Annotated in this window: 18 protein-coding genes and 1 riboswitch; of the genes, 4 read left to right on the top strand and 14 right to left on the bottom strand. The window is 37.0% G+C overall.

The genetic code is table 11. The features are described from left to right. Position 1 precedes the first annotated feature (1 nt). Entirely contained in the window at positions 2-340 is a 339-nt protein-coding gene (locus tag I567_RS05470; protein ID WP_016251257.1) for a putative DNA-binding protein, read from the bottom strand. Further along, positions 330-812, bottom strand: a complete 483-nt coding sequence (locus I567_RS05465; RefSeq protein ID WP_016251256.1) for a 2-thiouracil desulfurase family protein — start codon at positions 810-812, stop codon at positions 330-332. The genes I567_RS05470 and I567_RS05465 overlap by 11 nt, the downstream gene beginning before the upstream one ends. Before the next feature lie 116 nt (positions 813-928). Here I567_RS05465 and I567_RS05460 point away from each other — a divergent pair, with 116 nt between their 5' ends. The 3 genes from I567_RS05460 (at position 929) to I567_RS05450 (ending at position 5,062) form a co-directional block, all read left to right on the top strand. After that, entirely contained in the window at positions 929-1,651 is a 723-nt protein-coding gene (locus I567_RS05460; protein ID WP_016251255.1) for a response regulator transcription factor, read from the top strand. Positions 1,652-1,955: 304 nt separating this feature from the next. Continuing rightward, a complete protein-coding gene (gene iscB / locus I567_RS05455) occupies positions 1,956-3,239 on the top strand; it encodes an RNA-guided endonuclease IscB (protein ID WP_016251254.1) in 1,284 nt (427 codons plus the stop codon). A 77-nt stretch (positions 3,240-3,316) separates the two neighbouring features. Further along, positions 3,317-5,062: a sensor histidine kinase gene (locus tag I567_RS05450; protein ID WP_016251253.1), complete on the top strand. Its 1,746-nt coding sequence runs from the start codon at positions 3,317-3,319 to the stop codon at positions 5,060-5,062. A gap of 97 nt (positions 5,063-5,159) precedes the next feature. On the opposite strand, the gene I567_RS05445 is transcribed toward I567_RS05450, so the two are convergent. The 12 genes from I567_RS05445 to I567_RS05390 all read right to left on the bottom strand — a co-directional run bounded on the left by I567_RS05445 (position 5,160) and on the right by I567_RS05390 (position 15,027). After that, positions 5,160-6,035 carry a phosphate ABC transporter substrate-binding protein gene (locus I567_RS05445; RefSeq protein ID WP_016251252.1) on the bottom strand — a complete coding sequence of 292 codons (876 nt, stop codon included), beginning with the start codon at positions 6,033-6,035 and terminating at the stop codon, positions 5,160-5,162. A 219-nt stretch (positions 6,036-6,254) separates the two neighbouring features. Further along, positions 6,255-6,584, bottom strand: coding sequence for a type II toxin-antitoxin system RelE/ParE family toxin (locus I567_RS05440; RefSeq protein WP_016251251.1), 330 nt, complete (start codon positions 6,582-6,584; stop codon positions 6,255-6,257). Beyond that, positions 6,581-6,886, bottom strand: a complete 306-nt coding sequence (locus I567_RS05435; protein ID WP_016251250.1) for a type II toxin-antitoxin system RelB/DinJ family antitoxin — start codon at positions 6,884-6,886, stop codon at positions 6,581-6,583. The genes I567_RS05440 and I567_RS05435 overlap by 4 nt, the downstream gene beginning before the upstream one ends. Positions 6,887-7,006: 120 nt before the next feature. After that, a complete protein-coding gene (locus I567_RS05430; protein WP_016251249.1) occupies positions 7,007-7,276 on the bottom strand; it encodes a hypothetical protein in 270 nt (89 codons plus the stop codon). Positions 7,277-7,364: 88 nt separating this feature from the next. Further along, complete coding sequence (locus tag I567_RS05425; RefSeq protein ID WP_016251248.1) at positions 7,365-8,540, bottom strand: pyridoxal phosphate-dependent aminotransferase; 1,176 nt, start codon at positions 8,538-8,540, stop codon at positions 7,365-7,367. A 13-nt stretch (positions 8,541-8,553) separates the two neighbouring features. Then, complete coding sequence (locus I567_RS05420; RefSeq protein ID WP_016251247.1) at positions 8,554-9,192, bottom strand: TIGR01906 family membrane protein; 639 nt, start codon at positions 9,190-9,192, stop codon at positions 8,554-8,556. Further along, a complete protein-coding gene (locus I567_RS05415) occupies positions 9,192-9,959 on the bottom strand; it encodes a TIGR01457 family HAD-type hydrolase (RefSeq protein ID WP_016251246.1) in 768 nt (255 codons plus the stop codon). The genes I567_RS05420 and I567_RS05415 overlap by 1 nt, the downstream gene beginning before the upstream one ends. Before the next feature lie 3 nt (positions 9,960-9,962). Beyond that, the gene (locus I567_RS05410) at positions 9,963-10,544 is read right to left on the bottom strand and encodes a YutD family protein (RefSeq protein ID WP_016251245.1); all 582 of its coding nucleotides are present in this window, start codon (positions 10,542-10,544) and stop codon (positions 9,963-9,965) included. Positions 10,545-10,613: 69 nt separating this feature from the next. Next, complete coding sequence (locus tag I567_RS05405; RefSeq protein WP_016251244.1) at positions 10,614-11,966, bottom strand: bifunctional metallophosphatase/5'-nucleotidase; 1,353 nt, start codon at positions 11,964-11,966, stop codon at positions 10,614-10,616. 107 nt (positions 11,967-12,073) lie between these two features. Continuing rightward, positions 12,074-12,622 (bottom strand): ECF transporter S component, encoded by a 549-nt coding sequence (locus I567_RS05400; RefSeq protein ID WP_016251243.1) that lies wholly within the window; start codon positions 12,620-12,622, stop codon positions 12,074-12,076. Beyond that, complete coding sequence (locus I567_RS05395; protein WP_026209893.1) at positions 12,619-13,596, bottom strand: nucleoside hydrolase; 978 nt, start codon at positions 13,594-13,596, stop codon at positions 12,619-12,621. The genes I567_RS05400 and I567_RS05395 overlap by 4 nt, the downstream gene beginning before the upstream one ends. A gap of 56 nt (positions 13,597-13,652) precedes the next feature. Next, positions 13,653-13,697: riboswitch (PreQ1 riboswitch) on the bottom strand. A 133-nt stretch (positions 13,698-13,830) separates the two neighbouring features. Further along, positions 13,831-15,027 carry an MFS transporter gene (locus tag I567_RS05390; RefSeq protein WP_231940207.1) on the bottom strand — a complete coding sequence of 399 codons (1,197 nt, stop codon included), beginning with the start codon at positions 15,025-15,027 and terminating at the stop codon, positions 13,831-13,833. Positions 15,028-15,413: 386 nt separating this feature from the next. Here I567_RS05390 and I567_RS05385 point away from each other — a divergent pair, with 386 nt between their 5' ends. After that, the gene (locus I567_RS05385; protein ID WP_016251240.1) at positions 15,414-15,764 is read left to right on the top strand and encodes a hypothetical protein; all 351 of its coding nucleotides are present in this window, start codon (positions 15,414-15,416) and stop codon (positions 15,762-15,764) included. The last annotated feature ends 62 nt before the right edge of the window (positions 15,765-15,826 follow it).

Raw genomic sequence — 15,826 nt, 5'->3', positions numbered from 1 at the left:
CTTAATCCTCTATTGCTTGTAATTCATTGATAAAACTTTGCAAGGTCTCGTCTTTTGGATAGTGACTGGCAATATATTCTTGAAACTGCTCATAAACTTGCCTTCTGACCATATAATCTGAATACATATGTAATCTTTTTTCATAGTCTTCTAAAATTTTTTCGGTCCGCTTGATATTATCATAAACGGCTTGCCGACTCACTTCAAACTCTTCAGCAATTTCACCTAAAGAATAGTCGTCCGCATAATATAATTCCATATAGTTCATCTGCTTGGTCGTCAAAAGTGTCGAATAGAACTCAAACAAAGCGTTCATGCGATTTGTTTTTTCAATCTCCAAGTAAAATCCCCCTTTGTGAGCATAAGGTTGGTAAGTCCGCCTCACTATAAACTTGCATCCCTTTTTGGATAAAATAGGCCGTGGCTACTCCGACACCTGTCTGCTTCGTACCTGAAAAAGTGCCATCATAAATTTGTGACTTACCACAAGAAGGACTGCGCTCTTTTAAAATTAAGGTCGTCACTTGCTGCGCCTGTAACTTTTCATAAGCTACTCTCGCCCCATGTTTAAAGCTTTCGGTGACATCTTCTTGATTCTGGTTGATGACTTTGGCTTTTCCTTGCCAGACATCAAAGCCATCACCACCGACAATCTCAGCTGGCACGCGCGGAATCGGTAAACCACCCATCACTTCAGGGCAAACTAAGACAGCTTCATTGGCGGCTATCAGTTCTTTTATTAGATTGATTTTTTGCATCCGTCCATCATAGCGGCAACACACACCGCCCAGACAAGCACTTATTCCAATCATGATTTCTAACTACTTTCTAAATAAGATTGACTAACATTTTTCATTATATCATTGTTTTGTGGTTTTCCATAGTACTTAATGGTAAAATGGAAACAGAAAATCATTTGGAGGTTTTTATGAAAAAAGTATTAGTTGTCGATGATGAAGAATCTATTCGTACCCTATTACAATTTAATTTACAAAAAGAAGGTTACCAGGTCACTTTAGCTGAAGATGGTCAAAAAGGTTTAGCACTCGCCTTGCAAGAAGCTTTTGATTTTATCATTTTAGATGTGATGTTGCCGTATCTGGATGGAATGGAAATCACCAAAAAACTCCGTCAAGAAAAAGTCGACAGTCCCATCTTGATGCTTACCGCTAAAGATGATGCCATTGACCGGATTTTAGGCCTTGAGATTGGCGCAGATGATTATCTAACCAAGCCATTTAGCCCGCGTGAAGTACTGGCACGTATGAAAGCAATTTTTCGCAGAGTCGATGTGAAAAAAGAACATGATACTATTCATCCAATAGCCAGTAACCAAGAAGGACAAACCTTACAAATTGGTGAAATTATCGCTGATTTAGCAAACTACCAAGTCCAAGTGTGTGGTCAAGAAATTACTTTAACACCTAAAGAATTTGAACTCTTGGTGTATTTTATGCAACGTAAAAATCGCGTCATCAATCGTGATACCTTGCTTGAACGTATTTGGAATTTTGATTTTGATGGTCAAACACGGATTGTTGATGTTCATATTAGTCATCTAAGAGAAAAAATCGAAGTGGATCCGAAAAAACCGCAATATTTAGTCACAGTCCGCGGTTTTGGCTATAAATTTCAGGAGCCGGACAAGTAAACTACCACATACCCAAGGATATGTGGCTTCCATTAAATAGTTTACCAGACTCAGTATATAGAAATATATACTACGATAGTTAAGTCATGACACCTTTGGTTGACGCAACAGACCAATGCTCTGTCATATACGTTTAAGTTAGGTTGGAGTAAGCAAAGCCTTGTGACGTATATCTAAAAAGCTTAATTATCATTGTCGAGTTGAAGACGGAAAAAATCATATGGTAATAGTATGATTTAAGTACGCATTACCTGCTTTTAAGCAGCGTTTTTAAATATTTTTATTTTAAAGGAGTGACTGGTTCATGGTATATGTTTTATCTATCGATAACGAACCTTTAATGCCTTGTAGCAACGTCATCGCACGTTTATTGTTAAAACAAGGAAAAGCAAAAGTCAAATATCGAGAACCTTTTACGATTAAGTTGACGTATGAAACAACTACCTATACGCAACCTTTAACCTTAGGTGTTGATACTGGTAGTCAAACGTTTGCAACAGCCGTTGCAGATGAAAAAGGAAATATTCTTTACACTTCTGAAGTGACTTTAAGAGAAGATAAGAACAATTCAATTAAAAAGAAAATGGATCAACGACGTATGTATCGTCGCAATCGACGTAGCTGTAAGACACGTTATCGTAAAGCACGGTTCAACAATCGTAAAAACTCAAAACGTAAAGAGCGTTTTAGTCCAACAATGACTAGTAAATTGCATAGTCATCAAAAAGAAATTGAATTTATTAAAAGCATTCTACCTATTGCAAAATTAATTTTTGAAACAGGAACATTCGACCCACATTTAATGAAAAACCCTAGTTTGGCGAATCCAAAAGTAAAACCATGGGGCTATCAACAAGGTCCGAATTACGGTTTTGAAAATACGAAAGCAAGGGTTTTAGTAAGAGACAATCATACTTGTCAAATTTGTAATAAAAAGCCCAAAAACGAACGCTTAGAAGTTCATCACATTGTCTTTAGAAGTCAAGGTGGCTCTGACGAAGAAAACAACCTAGTTACGCTTTGTCATAGTTGCCATGTTGAACTGCATAAAGGATTGATTCATCCGAATTTTGAAGGTTCTTTAAAAAGTGCTTTAAAATACGCAACGCAGATGAATAGCATTCGTATACAACTTTTAAAATTATATCCAGACGCAATTGAAACATTTGGGTATGTCACTAAAGCAAATCGTTTAAATTTAGGTTTACCTAAAGAACATTATGTAGATGCGGCTGTCATTGCAACAGCTGGAAATCAAGTAAAATTTGCATGTAATCTAATGATTAAACGTTGTATTCCTAAAGGTGATTTTCAACGTACAAAAGGTGTTCGTTCAGAAAAGACTATTCCAAAAGGTAAAATTGACGGATTTAAAAAATATGACAAAGTAAGATATTTTGGTAACGAATATTTCATTAAAGGAAGACGAACATCTGGTTATTTCACTTTAATGGATATTTACGGACAAACAATTTCTTTTAATCATATGTCTAAAGGTCAAAAAACTCCTAAAGCAAAGAATTGTCACAGAATATCTGCTAGAAAATCATGGATCGTTACAACTAAGAAATTAGAAAATATAGCATAAAATTATAAAAAAAGAAAGGAGATAGTCGCTTCTCCCACCACCTAAAGGTAGTGGGTTTCCGCGACAAATATTTTTTTATGAAAAAATATCTGCATAAGGAAGCCCTAATTTGGGGAATCGGCCTGATCATTCTTTATCTGTTTAGCTGGCAATTGATTCATTATTTTTATAACCAACAAGTCATTACGCAGCAAAATCGCTTTTTGATTGAACAAGCCCAAACGCTAAGTCGCATCAGCCAAAATCAAGCGGAAAAAATCATCCAGCTCGCTCCACAATATGTCCAAAATGAAAATGAGCGGCTCACCTTAATTGATGGTAAAACCGGTAAAATCCTATTTGATACGTTTGAATCCCAATTACGAGCTGATTCTCGCAAAAATCGACCAGAAGTTAAAGCGATATTGGATGGCAATGAAACCGGCCAAGCAATCCGTGAAAGTCAGACTTTACATAAGGAAATGATGTATGTCACACTTGCTTTACAATCTAAAGGACAATTACGTTATATTTTACGTTTAGCTGAGCCGACTGCAACCTTTTATAAGCAAGCTAAGTCCATGCAACGCGCGATTTTTATCGTATTTAGCTTGATGTATTTGATGATTACGATCTTTATTTTACGAGTTATCTATAAACGCAACCAACCGCTGCAAACCGTGGTCCCTATCTTAGAAAAAATGCTCAATCAACCTGACCACACCGAATGGATTTTAACGCAAGATGAACAAAGTGGCGAATTATTCTATTTGATTAATCAATTAAATGAAAAATTGCGCCAAACCCATCAAGCATATACCCAAAGTCAAGTACAATTTGCTCAAGTCTTACAAGAATTAACGATTGGTATCTTTTTAATCGCACCAGATGGCAAGCTACAACTGATGAACCAAGCAATGTGCGAACAACTCGGTTTAACAGAAAGCAAATTAAATGCTGATTTTACCCAAACCATCACTGATCCGAAATTGATTCAAATGATTTATCAAGTACAGTCGAATCATCAGCTGCTACATGAAGAACTGACCACTTTTCAAACCAAGCGAAAATTAGATTTATCGATTCGGAGTTTTTCTGATCAGCAACAAATTCTGGGCATGAGTTATGACTTAACCAAGATTAGACATCTCGAAAAGCTGCAAAAAGATTTCGTCGGTAATGTCACCCACGAATTAAAAACACCCGTCACCTCGCTGATTGGCTTTACCGAAACCTTGCTGGATGGCGCGATGGAAGATCCTGAATTATGTCGCCAGTTTTTAACCATCATGCAAAAAGATGCCAACCGCTTACAAGATTTGATTCAAGAGATTATTCAACTGTCGAAAACCGATGAATTATTTGCTTATGAATCAAGTCAAGTCGAATGTACACAATTAGTCAAACAAATTCTTAGCCAATATGGAAAGAATATCGAGCATAAACAGCTATCCTTAACGCTTACTTCCGAGAATGAAGTCACGCTCTTAACTAAAAAAGAACTGATTCAACCCATTCTCAAAAATTTAATTGAAAATGCGATTTTTTATGCCCCTGAAAACGGCAAGATTACGATTCAATTGAAAAAACAAGCCCAGCTATTCACCTTTAAGATTACCGATAATGGCTTAGGAATCGAAGCAAAAGATCAAGCACGAATTTTCGAACGTTTTTACCGGGTAGACAAAGCGCGGGCAAGACACTCTGGTGGAACTGGTCTTGGTTTAGCTATCGTGAAAGACTATACTGAAAAATTAGGTGGCCGCGTCTGGGTGGAGAGTCATCCTGGCTTAGGCGCTACTTTTATCGTTGAACTTCCTGAATTAACAGAAAACCCCTCATAGTTTTCAAGCTACGAGGGGTTTTCTATTATGGAGAACTTATGATGAAATGAAAAGCGTGAGTAGGTTTTGCTTTTCTTTCAAACTAGAAGAGACTGGATTATTTTTCGGTCACTTGTCCATCGGCAGAACGTGATACTTGCATCTTCGTTACTGGTAAATAACCTAAGTCTTTGACCAAACCTTCTTGAACTTCATCAGAAACCATGTAATCTAAAAATTTCTTGATTTCTTTTGTTGGCTTGCCTTTGGTGTACATATGTTCATAAGACCAAATTGGCCAATCATTGGTTTCGATATTTTCAGCAGTTGGTGCGACACCGTCTAAAGAGAGTGCTTCTATACTATCATCAATATAAGACAAAGCCAGATAACTAATCGCACCAGGAGTAGAAGAAACAATCTTTTTCACTGTTCCTGATGAATCTTGTTCTTGCGCTTGAATGGTTTTTGCCCCATCTAAGCCCCATTTTTCAAAAGTGGCGCGCGTACCTGATCCACTTGCTCGGTTCACAACAACAATTTCTTGGTCCTTACCGCCTAACTCTTGCCAATTTTTCACCTTACCAGTAAAAATCGCAATTAATTGATCTTTAGTAACATTTTTGACACCGACCGCTTTATTGACAACTGGGGCCATCCCAACAACTGCCACTTGATGATCAACGAGTTTGCTTGCATCTACGCCATCTTTTTCTTCTGCAAAGACATCGGAATTACCAATTTGCACCGAACCACTGGCCACTTGACTCAAGCCTGTACCTGAGCCTCCGCCTTGCACGGTAATTTGATAATTCGCATTTTTTGCAACAAACTGTTCTTGCGCTGATTCAACTAAGGGTTGTAAAGCAGTAGAACCGACCGCAACGATTTGGACTTGTTTAGAATTAGCTGAACTGTTTTCTGTTGAACTAGCATTGCCACATCCGGTTAAAAATACTCCTGCTAAAAGTAACATGGCTGATAATTTTTTCATAGTAATGACTCCTCTTACTTACTTTAATGAATTGATTTGTAAGTTGACTTCTTGCTTACATATTTATCTTAACAAGTGGATGTAAAAGTCCGTTTGATTCTATGTAAAAATTTCTCTTAGATTGTAAAGGTTAGGTAAATAAAAGCAACATTATTTTAGTATCGAAAAAGCGATCAATCTTCAAGGACTAACCGCTTTGTATGTAGGATATGAAATTGTTTATTGCTTTGTATGGTCACTTAGCTGTTCTTGAATGTTACGTCCGCTGTACATGACACGTAAAACAGTTACTACTTGTTCTTTTATATCTGGAATGTAAAACACGATATAGTTATCTACCTCAACAAAACGCAATCCACGGCTATACCACGGTTCTTTTCCATATCTCGGAAAGCGTTCTGGCATTTTATCTAAACTCAATATCTGACTTTCTAGACGTTCCAGTTGCTTTGCTGCATTTTCCGGTGACAAAAGCCTAAAAGAGATATACTCAAATATCTCTCGTAAATCTTCTTCTGCCTGTATTGATGTGTCTACAGTAAAAATCATAAACCATGCTCTTTGCGCATATCAGAAAAAACCGTCTTTGCATCTTTGGTTCGACCAGCTTTCATATCCGCATATCCTTTATCTAGCTCTTCATGCAATTCATCTGTTCTCAACGCACTTATATCTGTGGGTGTTCTGTCCGGAATTTTTACTTCAAAAGGAAGCCCTCGCTGTAAGATAATCTGTTTATAAAACATATTGATAGCACTAGATGCAGGAATACCCAGTGTAGAGAGGATTTTTTCAGCCTGCTCTTTGATTTCAGGCTCTATTCTCGCATATAAATTTGCTGACTTTGCCATAATAACTCTCCTTTCTCGTGTACATCTTTTTCCTTATTATACACGAGTGTCCGCACAACAGCAATACATACCAAATTAGAAATACCACTTTATAAATGTGTAGTTAAAATGTTAAGCGGTTTATTTTTTTTGTACGGAATTTTTCTTTTCTTTTGTTCGTTTCTGCTTGCGATAGGCTTGGTACAAAAACCCAAGATTAAGAAAGAGGAAGGTCCAAATATTTTCAATTAAAAAATCGCCATTTACAAGATATTCAATTGTAATACCAAGGATTGAGCCCACTATAGCAAGAATAAAAACCTCTTGATAAGGATGCTGTTCAAAATAATCGTTTATCTGATTCCAAAATGACTTCATACCGCGCACCTCTGCTACGTTTTCTTTCATCATACCATATGTCCTCCCAATTTAATGACAGATATGAAAAATTGCCCACCTTATATAGCAAAGTGAGCAATCTTTCATTAACTAGGATATTTTAAGCTTTTTCGTTTTGAACGTATTTTTCTAAACGGTTCATCGCTTCGACTAATTTTTCCATACTTGCGGCATAACTTAAACGGACATAACCTTCCGCCTCTGGACCAAAGGCAATACCTGGAATAATCGCTAATTGTTGTTTTTGCGCCAAATCCACACAAAAATCAAAAGAATCTTGTATGAGACCAGCTGGAATTTTAGCAAAGATATAAAAAGCACCAGATGGACGAGCAATTTCAAAGCCAAGTGCTGACATTTTTTCAAAAAGATAGTCGCGGCGTTTTTGATATTCGACTTTCATTTCATCCGCATCATTAATACCAGCCACTAAAGCTTCCACAGCGGCTTTTTGAGAAATCGTGGATGCTGCTGTTACTAAATATTGATGTACTTTGATAATTTCTTTGGTCAATTCTTTCGGTGCACAGATAAAGCCGATACGCCAACCAGTCATTGCATGCGATTTTGACAATCCATTAATTAAAATGGTTTGTTCTCTTAAATATTCAGCAATTGAAACATGATGGCCATCATAAGTTAATTCACTATAGATTTCATCACTGATTACAAAGACTTCATACTTTCTTAATACATCGGCTAAAGCTTGTACTTCTTCACGTGTATAAGTCACACCAGTTGGATTGCTTGGATAGTTCAAAATAACTGCTTTGACCTTATCTCGATGCGCAATTAAGGCTTTTTCCAAGGTATCAGGCGATAAAACAAAGCCATTATCACTCGTATCCATATATACTGGTTTTGCCCCAGCTAAGGTAATCACTGGTTCATATCCGGGATAAATAGGCGCTGGTAGTAAAACTTCATCGCCTGGGCATAAAACCGCAAGCAAGGCCGCCGAAATCGCTTCGGTCGCTCCCACGGTCACTAAAATCTCATCTTGCCAATGATAATCCACTTGATATTTTTGTTTTAAAAAGGCACTCGCTGCTTGACGTACATCTGCTAAACCGGCCATTCCTGAATAGTGGGTATGATTTTGCGTAATGGCTTCTCTTCCTGATGCTTTGACATGCTCCGGAGTCGTAAAGTCAGGTTCCCCTAAAGTTAATTTTAAAATATTCGGAATGGATGAAACCCGCTCATCAAACTGACGAATTAAAGATACGGCAATTTTGCCAACTTGTGGATTGAATTTATTCGTTAAATCAACCAAATCAAACACCTCGTTATTTTTCTTTTAATTGTTTTTTGCCTATTGTATACAATGTCACTAAACTTAGCAAGAGTAACCCAAAGAATAGCAGAAAACATTGCATGAAAAAAGACTCTGGCAAAACATTAATAATTGGATCAGTAGCTGGATCAAATAACCAATCCGCATTTCTAAATAAAATCTGATGAAAATAGATAAAAAAGCGCTCAAAACCAATCGCCATCAAAAACAACAGAACCGCAAACACCAATACGGTCCACTGAATCGGGCGAATAAATAGCCAAGTCATTTTTTGCCGATATAACTGCTTTAAAATGCGTAGACTCGGCACAAAAGTTACAAGTAAAACGGCATAATTGAATAAAAATAATCGTTTCACCTCGTAAAAATGTTTCGCTCCAGAGCTACTACTTGGAAAATCGGGTAATCGCAACTCCTTTATCCAAGGCAAATCCAAATAGGCTAATAATTGATGATAGTTATGAAATAATTGCGTGCGCGTCAAGCCAACACTTTGCGCTAGATGCTGCTGAAACTCTTGTAAATAATACAGTGGCGTAAAATGAATGGTTATCGTAATCGCCAAACTAATCACAGTCAACAACACGCACAAATACTTCAGCCAATAACTAGTCGTAAAGGATAACTTCATTATTTAAAGTCCCATTGATCCAAATTATTCACAACATAACTTGGCGCCTCAGGTAAATGTGGCACTTGTTCTTTAGAGGTAAATCCAGAAAGCACCAATAAAGTATCAATCCCATTATTTAACCCTGAGCGAATATCCGTTTCATAATTATCACCCACCATGATGACTTCCTCTTTAGTCATTTGCAGATGTTCAAGGGCTTTTTCCATGATGATGGCTTCAGGCTTACCGATATAGGTTGCTTTGGTTTGCGTAGAAGTCTCTAAAAATGAGATTAACGCACCAGCACCCGGCAACAATCCACGCTCAGTAGGAATATTTTTATCTGGATTCGTTCCAATAAAGTAGGCGCCTTTTTGAATCGCTAAAGTCGCTTTGACAAATTTTTCATAAGTCACATCATTATCCAAACCGACAACCACATAATCAGGATTTTCATCATCTAATTCAAAACCTGCTGCAACAATTAAATCAATTAGACCAGCTTCTCCAATCACATAAACCTTGTTACCTAGATTTTTTTCCTTCATAAAATCAATCGTCGCTAAAGTCGCAGTATAAACATGTTCGGAGGTCACATGAATATCAAATTCATTGGCTAGACGATGCGCCACTGTTTCTGGAGATTTCGTCGTATTATTCGTTACAAATAAAAACGGAATCGCCTTTTCTTGCAGATGTTCGACAAATCGCTTACCTGCTGGGATGGGTTCTTTTCCTAGATAAATTGTCCCATCTAAATCAATTAAGTATCCTTTATATTTCACAGCCTAGTCCTCTCGCTTTCTTACTACAAAATTTCGCTTACCTTCGGCATGACTGATGGTATGCTTTTCTTGTTTATGATTTTCAGAAGTTTTTCGTGATTTTATCGTTGGCTTTTTCTTGTGAGTAATGACTTCACGTTTTTCTTCTACAAAAGCTTGATTATTTTTATGCTTTTTATTTTTACGATTTTGCATCTTCTCACGCTTGCCACCAATTCGTTTCACCACAAAATAGGCACAACCAAAATTACAATACTCATATAAATAATCTTCTAAAGTATCAATTCTTTGCTCGGGTAAAGCTTTTTTATTATTTTCATCAAAAAAGCCTTTTAAGCGCAACTGTTCATAACCCCAGTCGCCAACAATATAATCATACTTTGCTAGTACCTCACTATAACGTTCACCGAATTTTTGCGCATCGAACCCGTCACGATGATTGGCTACTAGTTCATATTGTCTAGATCCAACTTGATATTTATTTTCTTCAATTCGGGTAACGACTTCCCCTTTATATTCCACTTTTTCTTCAGCGGCTTGTTCTTGGGTTGTTTGCACTTCTTGTTGCGTTTCCTGATTGGTCATCTTTTCACCATCCTATCAATAATATACTGTCCTTTTTATTATACCTTTTCAGCGATTGTTTGTGTATGTTTAATTCTCATTTCTTGCTAAAAATTCGCCATAAATCCCCCGCAATAATTTCGGATAATATAACGTGACCTTCCCAGCAATTTCTAGTGTTGGGAAAAAAGGTAAAAAGACCCAATAATCCAAAGTCACTAACGAATAGCTTTGATTGGGTGCAATTGCCTTTCCTCTAAGACTTGCTGTTCGACTTTCCGGATGATAGACTAAGCCGTCATTATAAATTTGCCCGAAAATCTTACCACGAAATCCTAAGCCTTTTGGTTGATAATAACTCAAAAAGGTTTGATTTTTAGCTATTTCAGCTGCTAAACGTATTAAATCACGTCCTTGCAACTGAACAGTCACTAAATGCATCAAATGAGGCAAAATCTCATGTAAGTCTTTTTTCGTAATGACACCTTTAGCTAAAGCATGTAAAACTAAGCCTGTATTTAATAAAGCCAAGTCTTGATTGGTCGCAGCTTTCATCGCTTGAGCTAATTCTGCGGTAATTTTTTCAATGGATTTTTCTTCATTGATTGTGCAAAGGACTTGCTCAGCTAATAAATGTTGACCTTCTTGAAAATACCCTTCACTCACACGTCCTTCATCGGCTACCGGTGGTAAATCTTCATAACAAATGGTCCGTGCTCGTTTCTCTTTTAGCTGATGATTTTCCAAAGTTAAAGTAATTTCACCCACATATTGACCATACTTCCCGGCCGCTGCCAACAAAGTCTGATTTACATATTCCCCCTGAAGAAACACATGATGCGTATGTGAACCAATAATAAGGTCAATTTCAGGAAATTTTTGAGCAAGTAAACGATCTTGCTTCACCCCTAAATGGCTCATCACACAAATGAGGTCAGCTTGTTGCTTTAATTCTGGTAAAAACGCACGCAAAGTTTCTTGTGGATCTAAAATTAACCAATCATTGGCACGATACCCAGATTCAAAAGGAGCAGTCAAACCGATAAAGGCGATTTTAGTTTGGTCTTTTGTCGTCAGAATCGTATAGGCGTGACAGTTAGGCGGAAGTTGTTGATTCATTTGTCTGACATTAGCAATCACCACTTGAAAATTAGCTTGTTGATAAAGCTCTTTAAATTCATCTTGGCTAAAACCTAGTCCTTCATTATTACCCAAAGTAACAAGATCATAGTGGGCTTGATTCAGTAATGCGATATTGCCTTTTCCATGCGTGGCCTCGGTTAAAGGATGCCACCGATCACAAAAATCGCCTAAATCCAAGGTCCAAAGTGTTTCATCGTCTTTGGATGCTTGTTGTTGACTTTGGATGTAATGCGCTATTCGCGGCCAATTTTCCAAATGTGAGTGGATATCATTGGTATGTAAAATCTTTATCGTTTCCATGAAAATACTCCGTAACTTTCAATTCTAACTTTAACTATAATGCTTTTTAGACGAAACACAAGCAAAACGCCTAAAAAAGAGTGCCTAAAATCAGACACTCTTGTAATTTATATCATTTTTACTTTTTTCGGCAACATCGCAATCACACTTAATACCACCACAACACTCAATAAGCGATCGACATAATCGGTAATCACTTGCACCAAGATCACGCTAGTTAATTGGTTGAGTCCTAGCCCATGAATCAATTGCACAATAATACTCGAGCCTGAAGAAGTGATACCTCCAAATAAGAAATACGTGATAAAAGAAGAAATCAACGTACCTGGTAAGGAAATCACCGCAGCTTCTATCGGAACACGCCAAGGCTTATGCAAACGCTGATAAACCATCCCCGCAATAAAACCAGTACACAGTGCGACGGGAATATAATAAAGCGAGAATAAATCAGTCGTAATGCCACTAAGTAAGCCACTTAACAAACCAGCTGCCATCCCCGCAATCGGTCCAAGTAAAAACGCAGCCATAATTGTCCCTAAGCTATCAAGATAAATGGGCAAACGTAAAAATAAGGCGATATTCCCACCCACATAATTAAGTCCGACACATAAAGCAATCAAAGCAATTTTTTTCGTTGAGATATTTTTCAAAGTCATTCACCTAGTTTCAAATTTTTCATATCTTGTGCAATGACTTCGTGAGGTACATCTAAGACAATGGCTAGAAATTCCACAAAGAACGCTGTCGAATCGACTTGAGTCAAAATTTTGGCATTTGCCGGTTTGCGCCAAAAATCATGCGCATCTACCAAACTTTGACCACGACTGACTCCTTGATTTTCAATAATTACATAACTATCGAAACCACTACATAATTGGGTGTGAATAAAGTAAGCCACAGCTAGCGGATCATTAATCACACAGCCTAAGACATGCTCTTGTTGCCAGTGAAAATCAAAATAAAATTGGGTTATTTTTGCAAGTATTTCACCCATTTGTGGATTTAAATACTGACTATATTGCAACAAATTCGGTGTCAAAACAATCTTACGTGTCACATCTAAGCCGACCATTTCAATCGGACAACCTAATTTTTCATAGACGATTTTCGCCGCATCGGGATCACACCAATAATTATACTCTGCCACCGGTGAACAATTACCATGACTAAGATAAGCACCACCCATACTGACAAAGCGTTGCATATTTAAACCGAGATTGACATTCAAATCGAGTGCTTGAGCGATATTCGTTAAAGGACCTAAGGCAATAACCGAGATTTCCTGTGGGTGAGCAAAAGTCTGAGCATAAAATTCAGCAGCCCTTTGCTCTTGTGGCGTAACTATAGTCGCTTGAGCTAAATGACATTCCCCGAGACCATCGAAACCATGCGTATCTTGCGCACTCACGAAAGGCACAACCAAAGGCTCAGTCGCACCGAGATAAACAGGAATATCCCGCCGATTGACCAAATCCAAGCAGTAATACACATTTTTCACACCGATTTCGACTGGAACATTGCCTGCAACAACACAAATCGCTACAACATCAATTTCTGGTGACTTGAGCGCATATAATAAAGCCAGCGAATCATCAATCCCTGGATCACTATCAATAATTACTTTGCGCATCTCTCCAACCCCTTTCATAATATTCTCTTTTTCTTTGACAAAAAAAAGAGTTTCTGAGATTCTTAGTTTTTTATCCTGGGAAGTTCTCGAACCAGTCCAAGTTGACCTTGATTTCAATGCACGAATCAAGCATAGCGAATTTTAGATTAAAAGACAAGCCCTATTTTTTACCAATGGATAAATGAAGCAAAAAAAGTGAGCCTCTAAAAAGAAACTCACTTTTCAAGATAAGATTTAAGCATTTTTTACTTCTTTCGCAAATTTTGCTACAAAGAAAGTCCCAATCGCTGAAACAATCGCACAGACAATCAACATCATTGACACGCTGCTATATTGAAGGATAAAACCACCTAACAGACTTCCAAGCACCCCACCCATGGTAATGGTCATTGTCAGGTAAGCTTGGCCTTTGAATTGGTCTTGCGGTTTCATCATTTGATTGGTGTAATAGACAGATGCTGGGGTGAATAGCGCAAAAGCAAACATTTGGAAAATTTGAGTCGCATATAATATCGGAATATTGACTGCAAAAATCGTCGCAATCGCTTTAACCGTAAACATAATACTTGCAAAAACCAATAACTTATGACTGCTATATTTGGCTACAATCTTTGAAAATAAGAACATGGTCGGAATCTCAACCATCGCCGCAAGTGACATCGTTGTTCCTAACTCTTTTGAAGTCCCATGCAAGGCTTCTACCACTTGGATTAAATAACCGTTAAACATATTATGATAGATAAATAAGCAAGTGCTACCAATTAAGACAAAGCAAAAACTTGGATATTCCTTGATAAAATACATGAAGGAACCACCAGGCACATGGTTAGGATTTTCATCGTGTGCTACTTCTTCGCTCATCTTTTGAATCATCGGGAAACTCAACATCAATAATACGATCAGTCCCACGCAAATTAAACTACTAAACGGAATGACCCAACTCGCGAATTTTGATAATAAATATCCTAAAATACTTGAAAGAATCGCAAAAGCTAGCGAACCTGTTCCACGGGCTAAACCGAAGTCAATTTTCATGCCATGACGAATATAGTAAAAACTCATCGCATTGATTAAGGGTTGTAACACCTGTAAGAAAATATTGGCAAAAATAAATAAAAGACCTACAAGTAAAAGTTGGCTAGGCACAATCGTTAAGCCTGCTAATAAAATAGCCAATACAGCTGCTACCATTAAAATAATTTGCCGAATACTTAATTTCTTCGCTTGATCGGCCAAAGTTGAAACATAAGGTTGTAATACACTACTTAAAATGTTACTACCAGCCACAATCATCCCTATCATCGCACTATTAAAGCCTTTTGATAAAAGATAAACTGTCGCAAAACTATACAAGGCACAATAACTCATCCAATAGCTACCTTGTAGAAGACTATAATTCAGGGTAAGGTTTTTCCCTTTCATTTCTGTCATCCTTCCATCAAATCTATTTGCAAAAATATTGCTGAAAACTTACAGCAATGACAAAAATTATACCATACAATCATAATCATTTGCAAAGGAAAAATCATATTTATTCTTCTTTCATGACGGCCAGACATTCCTCTTGTCTTTTCAACAAGCGAACCATTCTAATGCTGACAACAAAATAAAGAAAGTAATGATTTTCCACTAATAGAACAATCACTTTTAGACAAAAAACTTCCATTCATTATATGACAGCTATCATAAAATTTTTTTCTTCTACAAAAATGTTATACTGAGAAGAGAGTTATTTTGGGCATTAAAATTAAAAAGACAGTCGAAAAAATGAATTGCTAAAAAAAGGATGCGTTCAAATCAGTATAGGCGGTGAAAACATGAAGAAAAAAGTAATCATATGGGTAGTATTCATTATTGCATTTTTGGGTGGTTATTTTATATACAATCATGGAAAAGACAATACTATCTCTATCACAAATCATACAAATTTATCCTTGACTGATATGATAGTAAAGTTTCGTGGAAATGTCAATCAAAGCTTCCAAGCAAAGAAAAAGATAAAGATACCCCAAAATTTTTCTGGTCATATTACGCTTCAAATCAAAAATAAAAATTCAACAAAAGAACACTGCATTTCAGGTTATTATGAGTATGCTTTTAAAAAAACATTTAACGTTTACATCACCAAAAATACCAACAATCAGCTTACAGTAAAAATCAAAGAATAAGCACGATGCATAAAAAACGCCACTTAATCTAACTTGATTTGGTGGCGTTATTTAGCATTCAT

The sequence above is a fragment of the Enterococcus cecorum DSM 20682 = ATCC 43198 genome, assembly GCF_000407565.1.
In the GTDB taxonomy this organism is placed as follows: Bacteria; Bacillota; Bacilli; order Lactobacillales; family Enterococcaceae; genus Enterococcus_E; species Enterococcus_E cecorum.
Note: the sequence above shows the minus strand (reverse complement) of the source record. Positions and strands in the feature narration are given on the sequence as shown.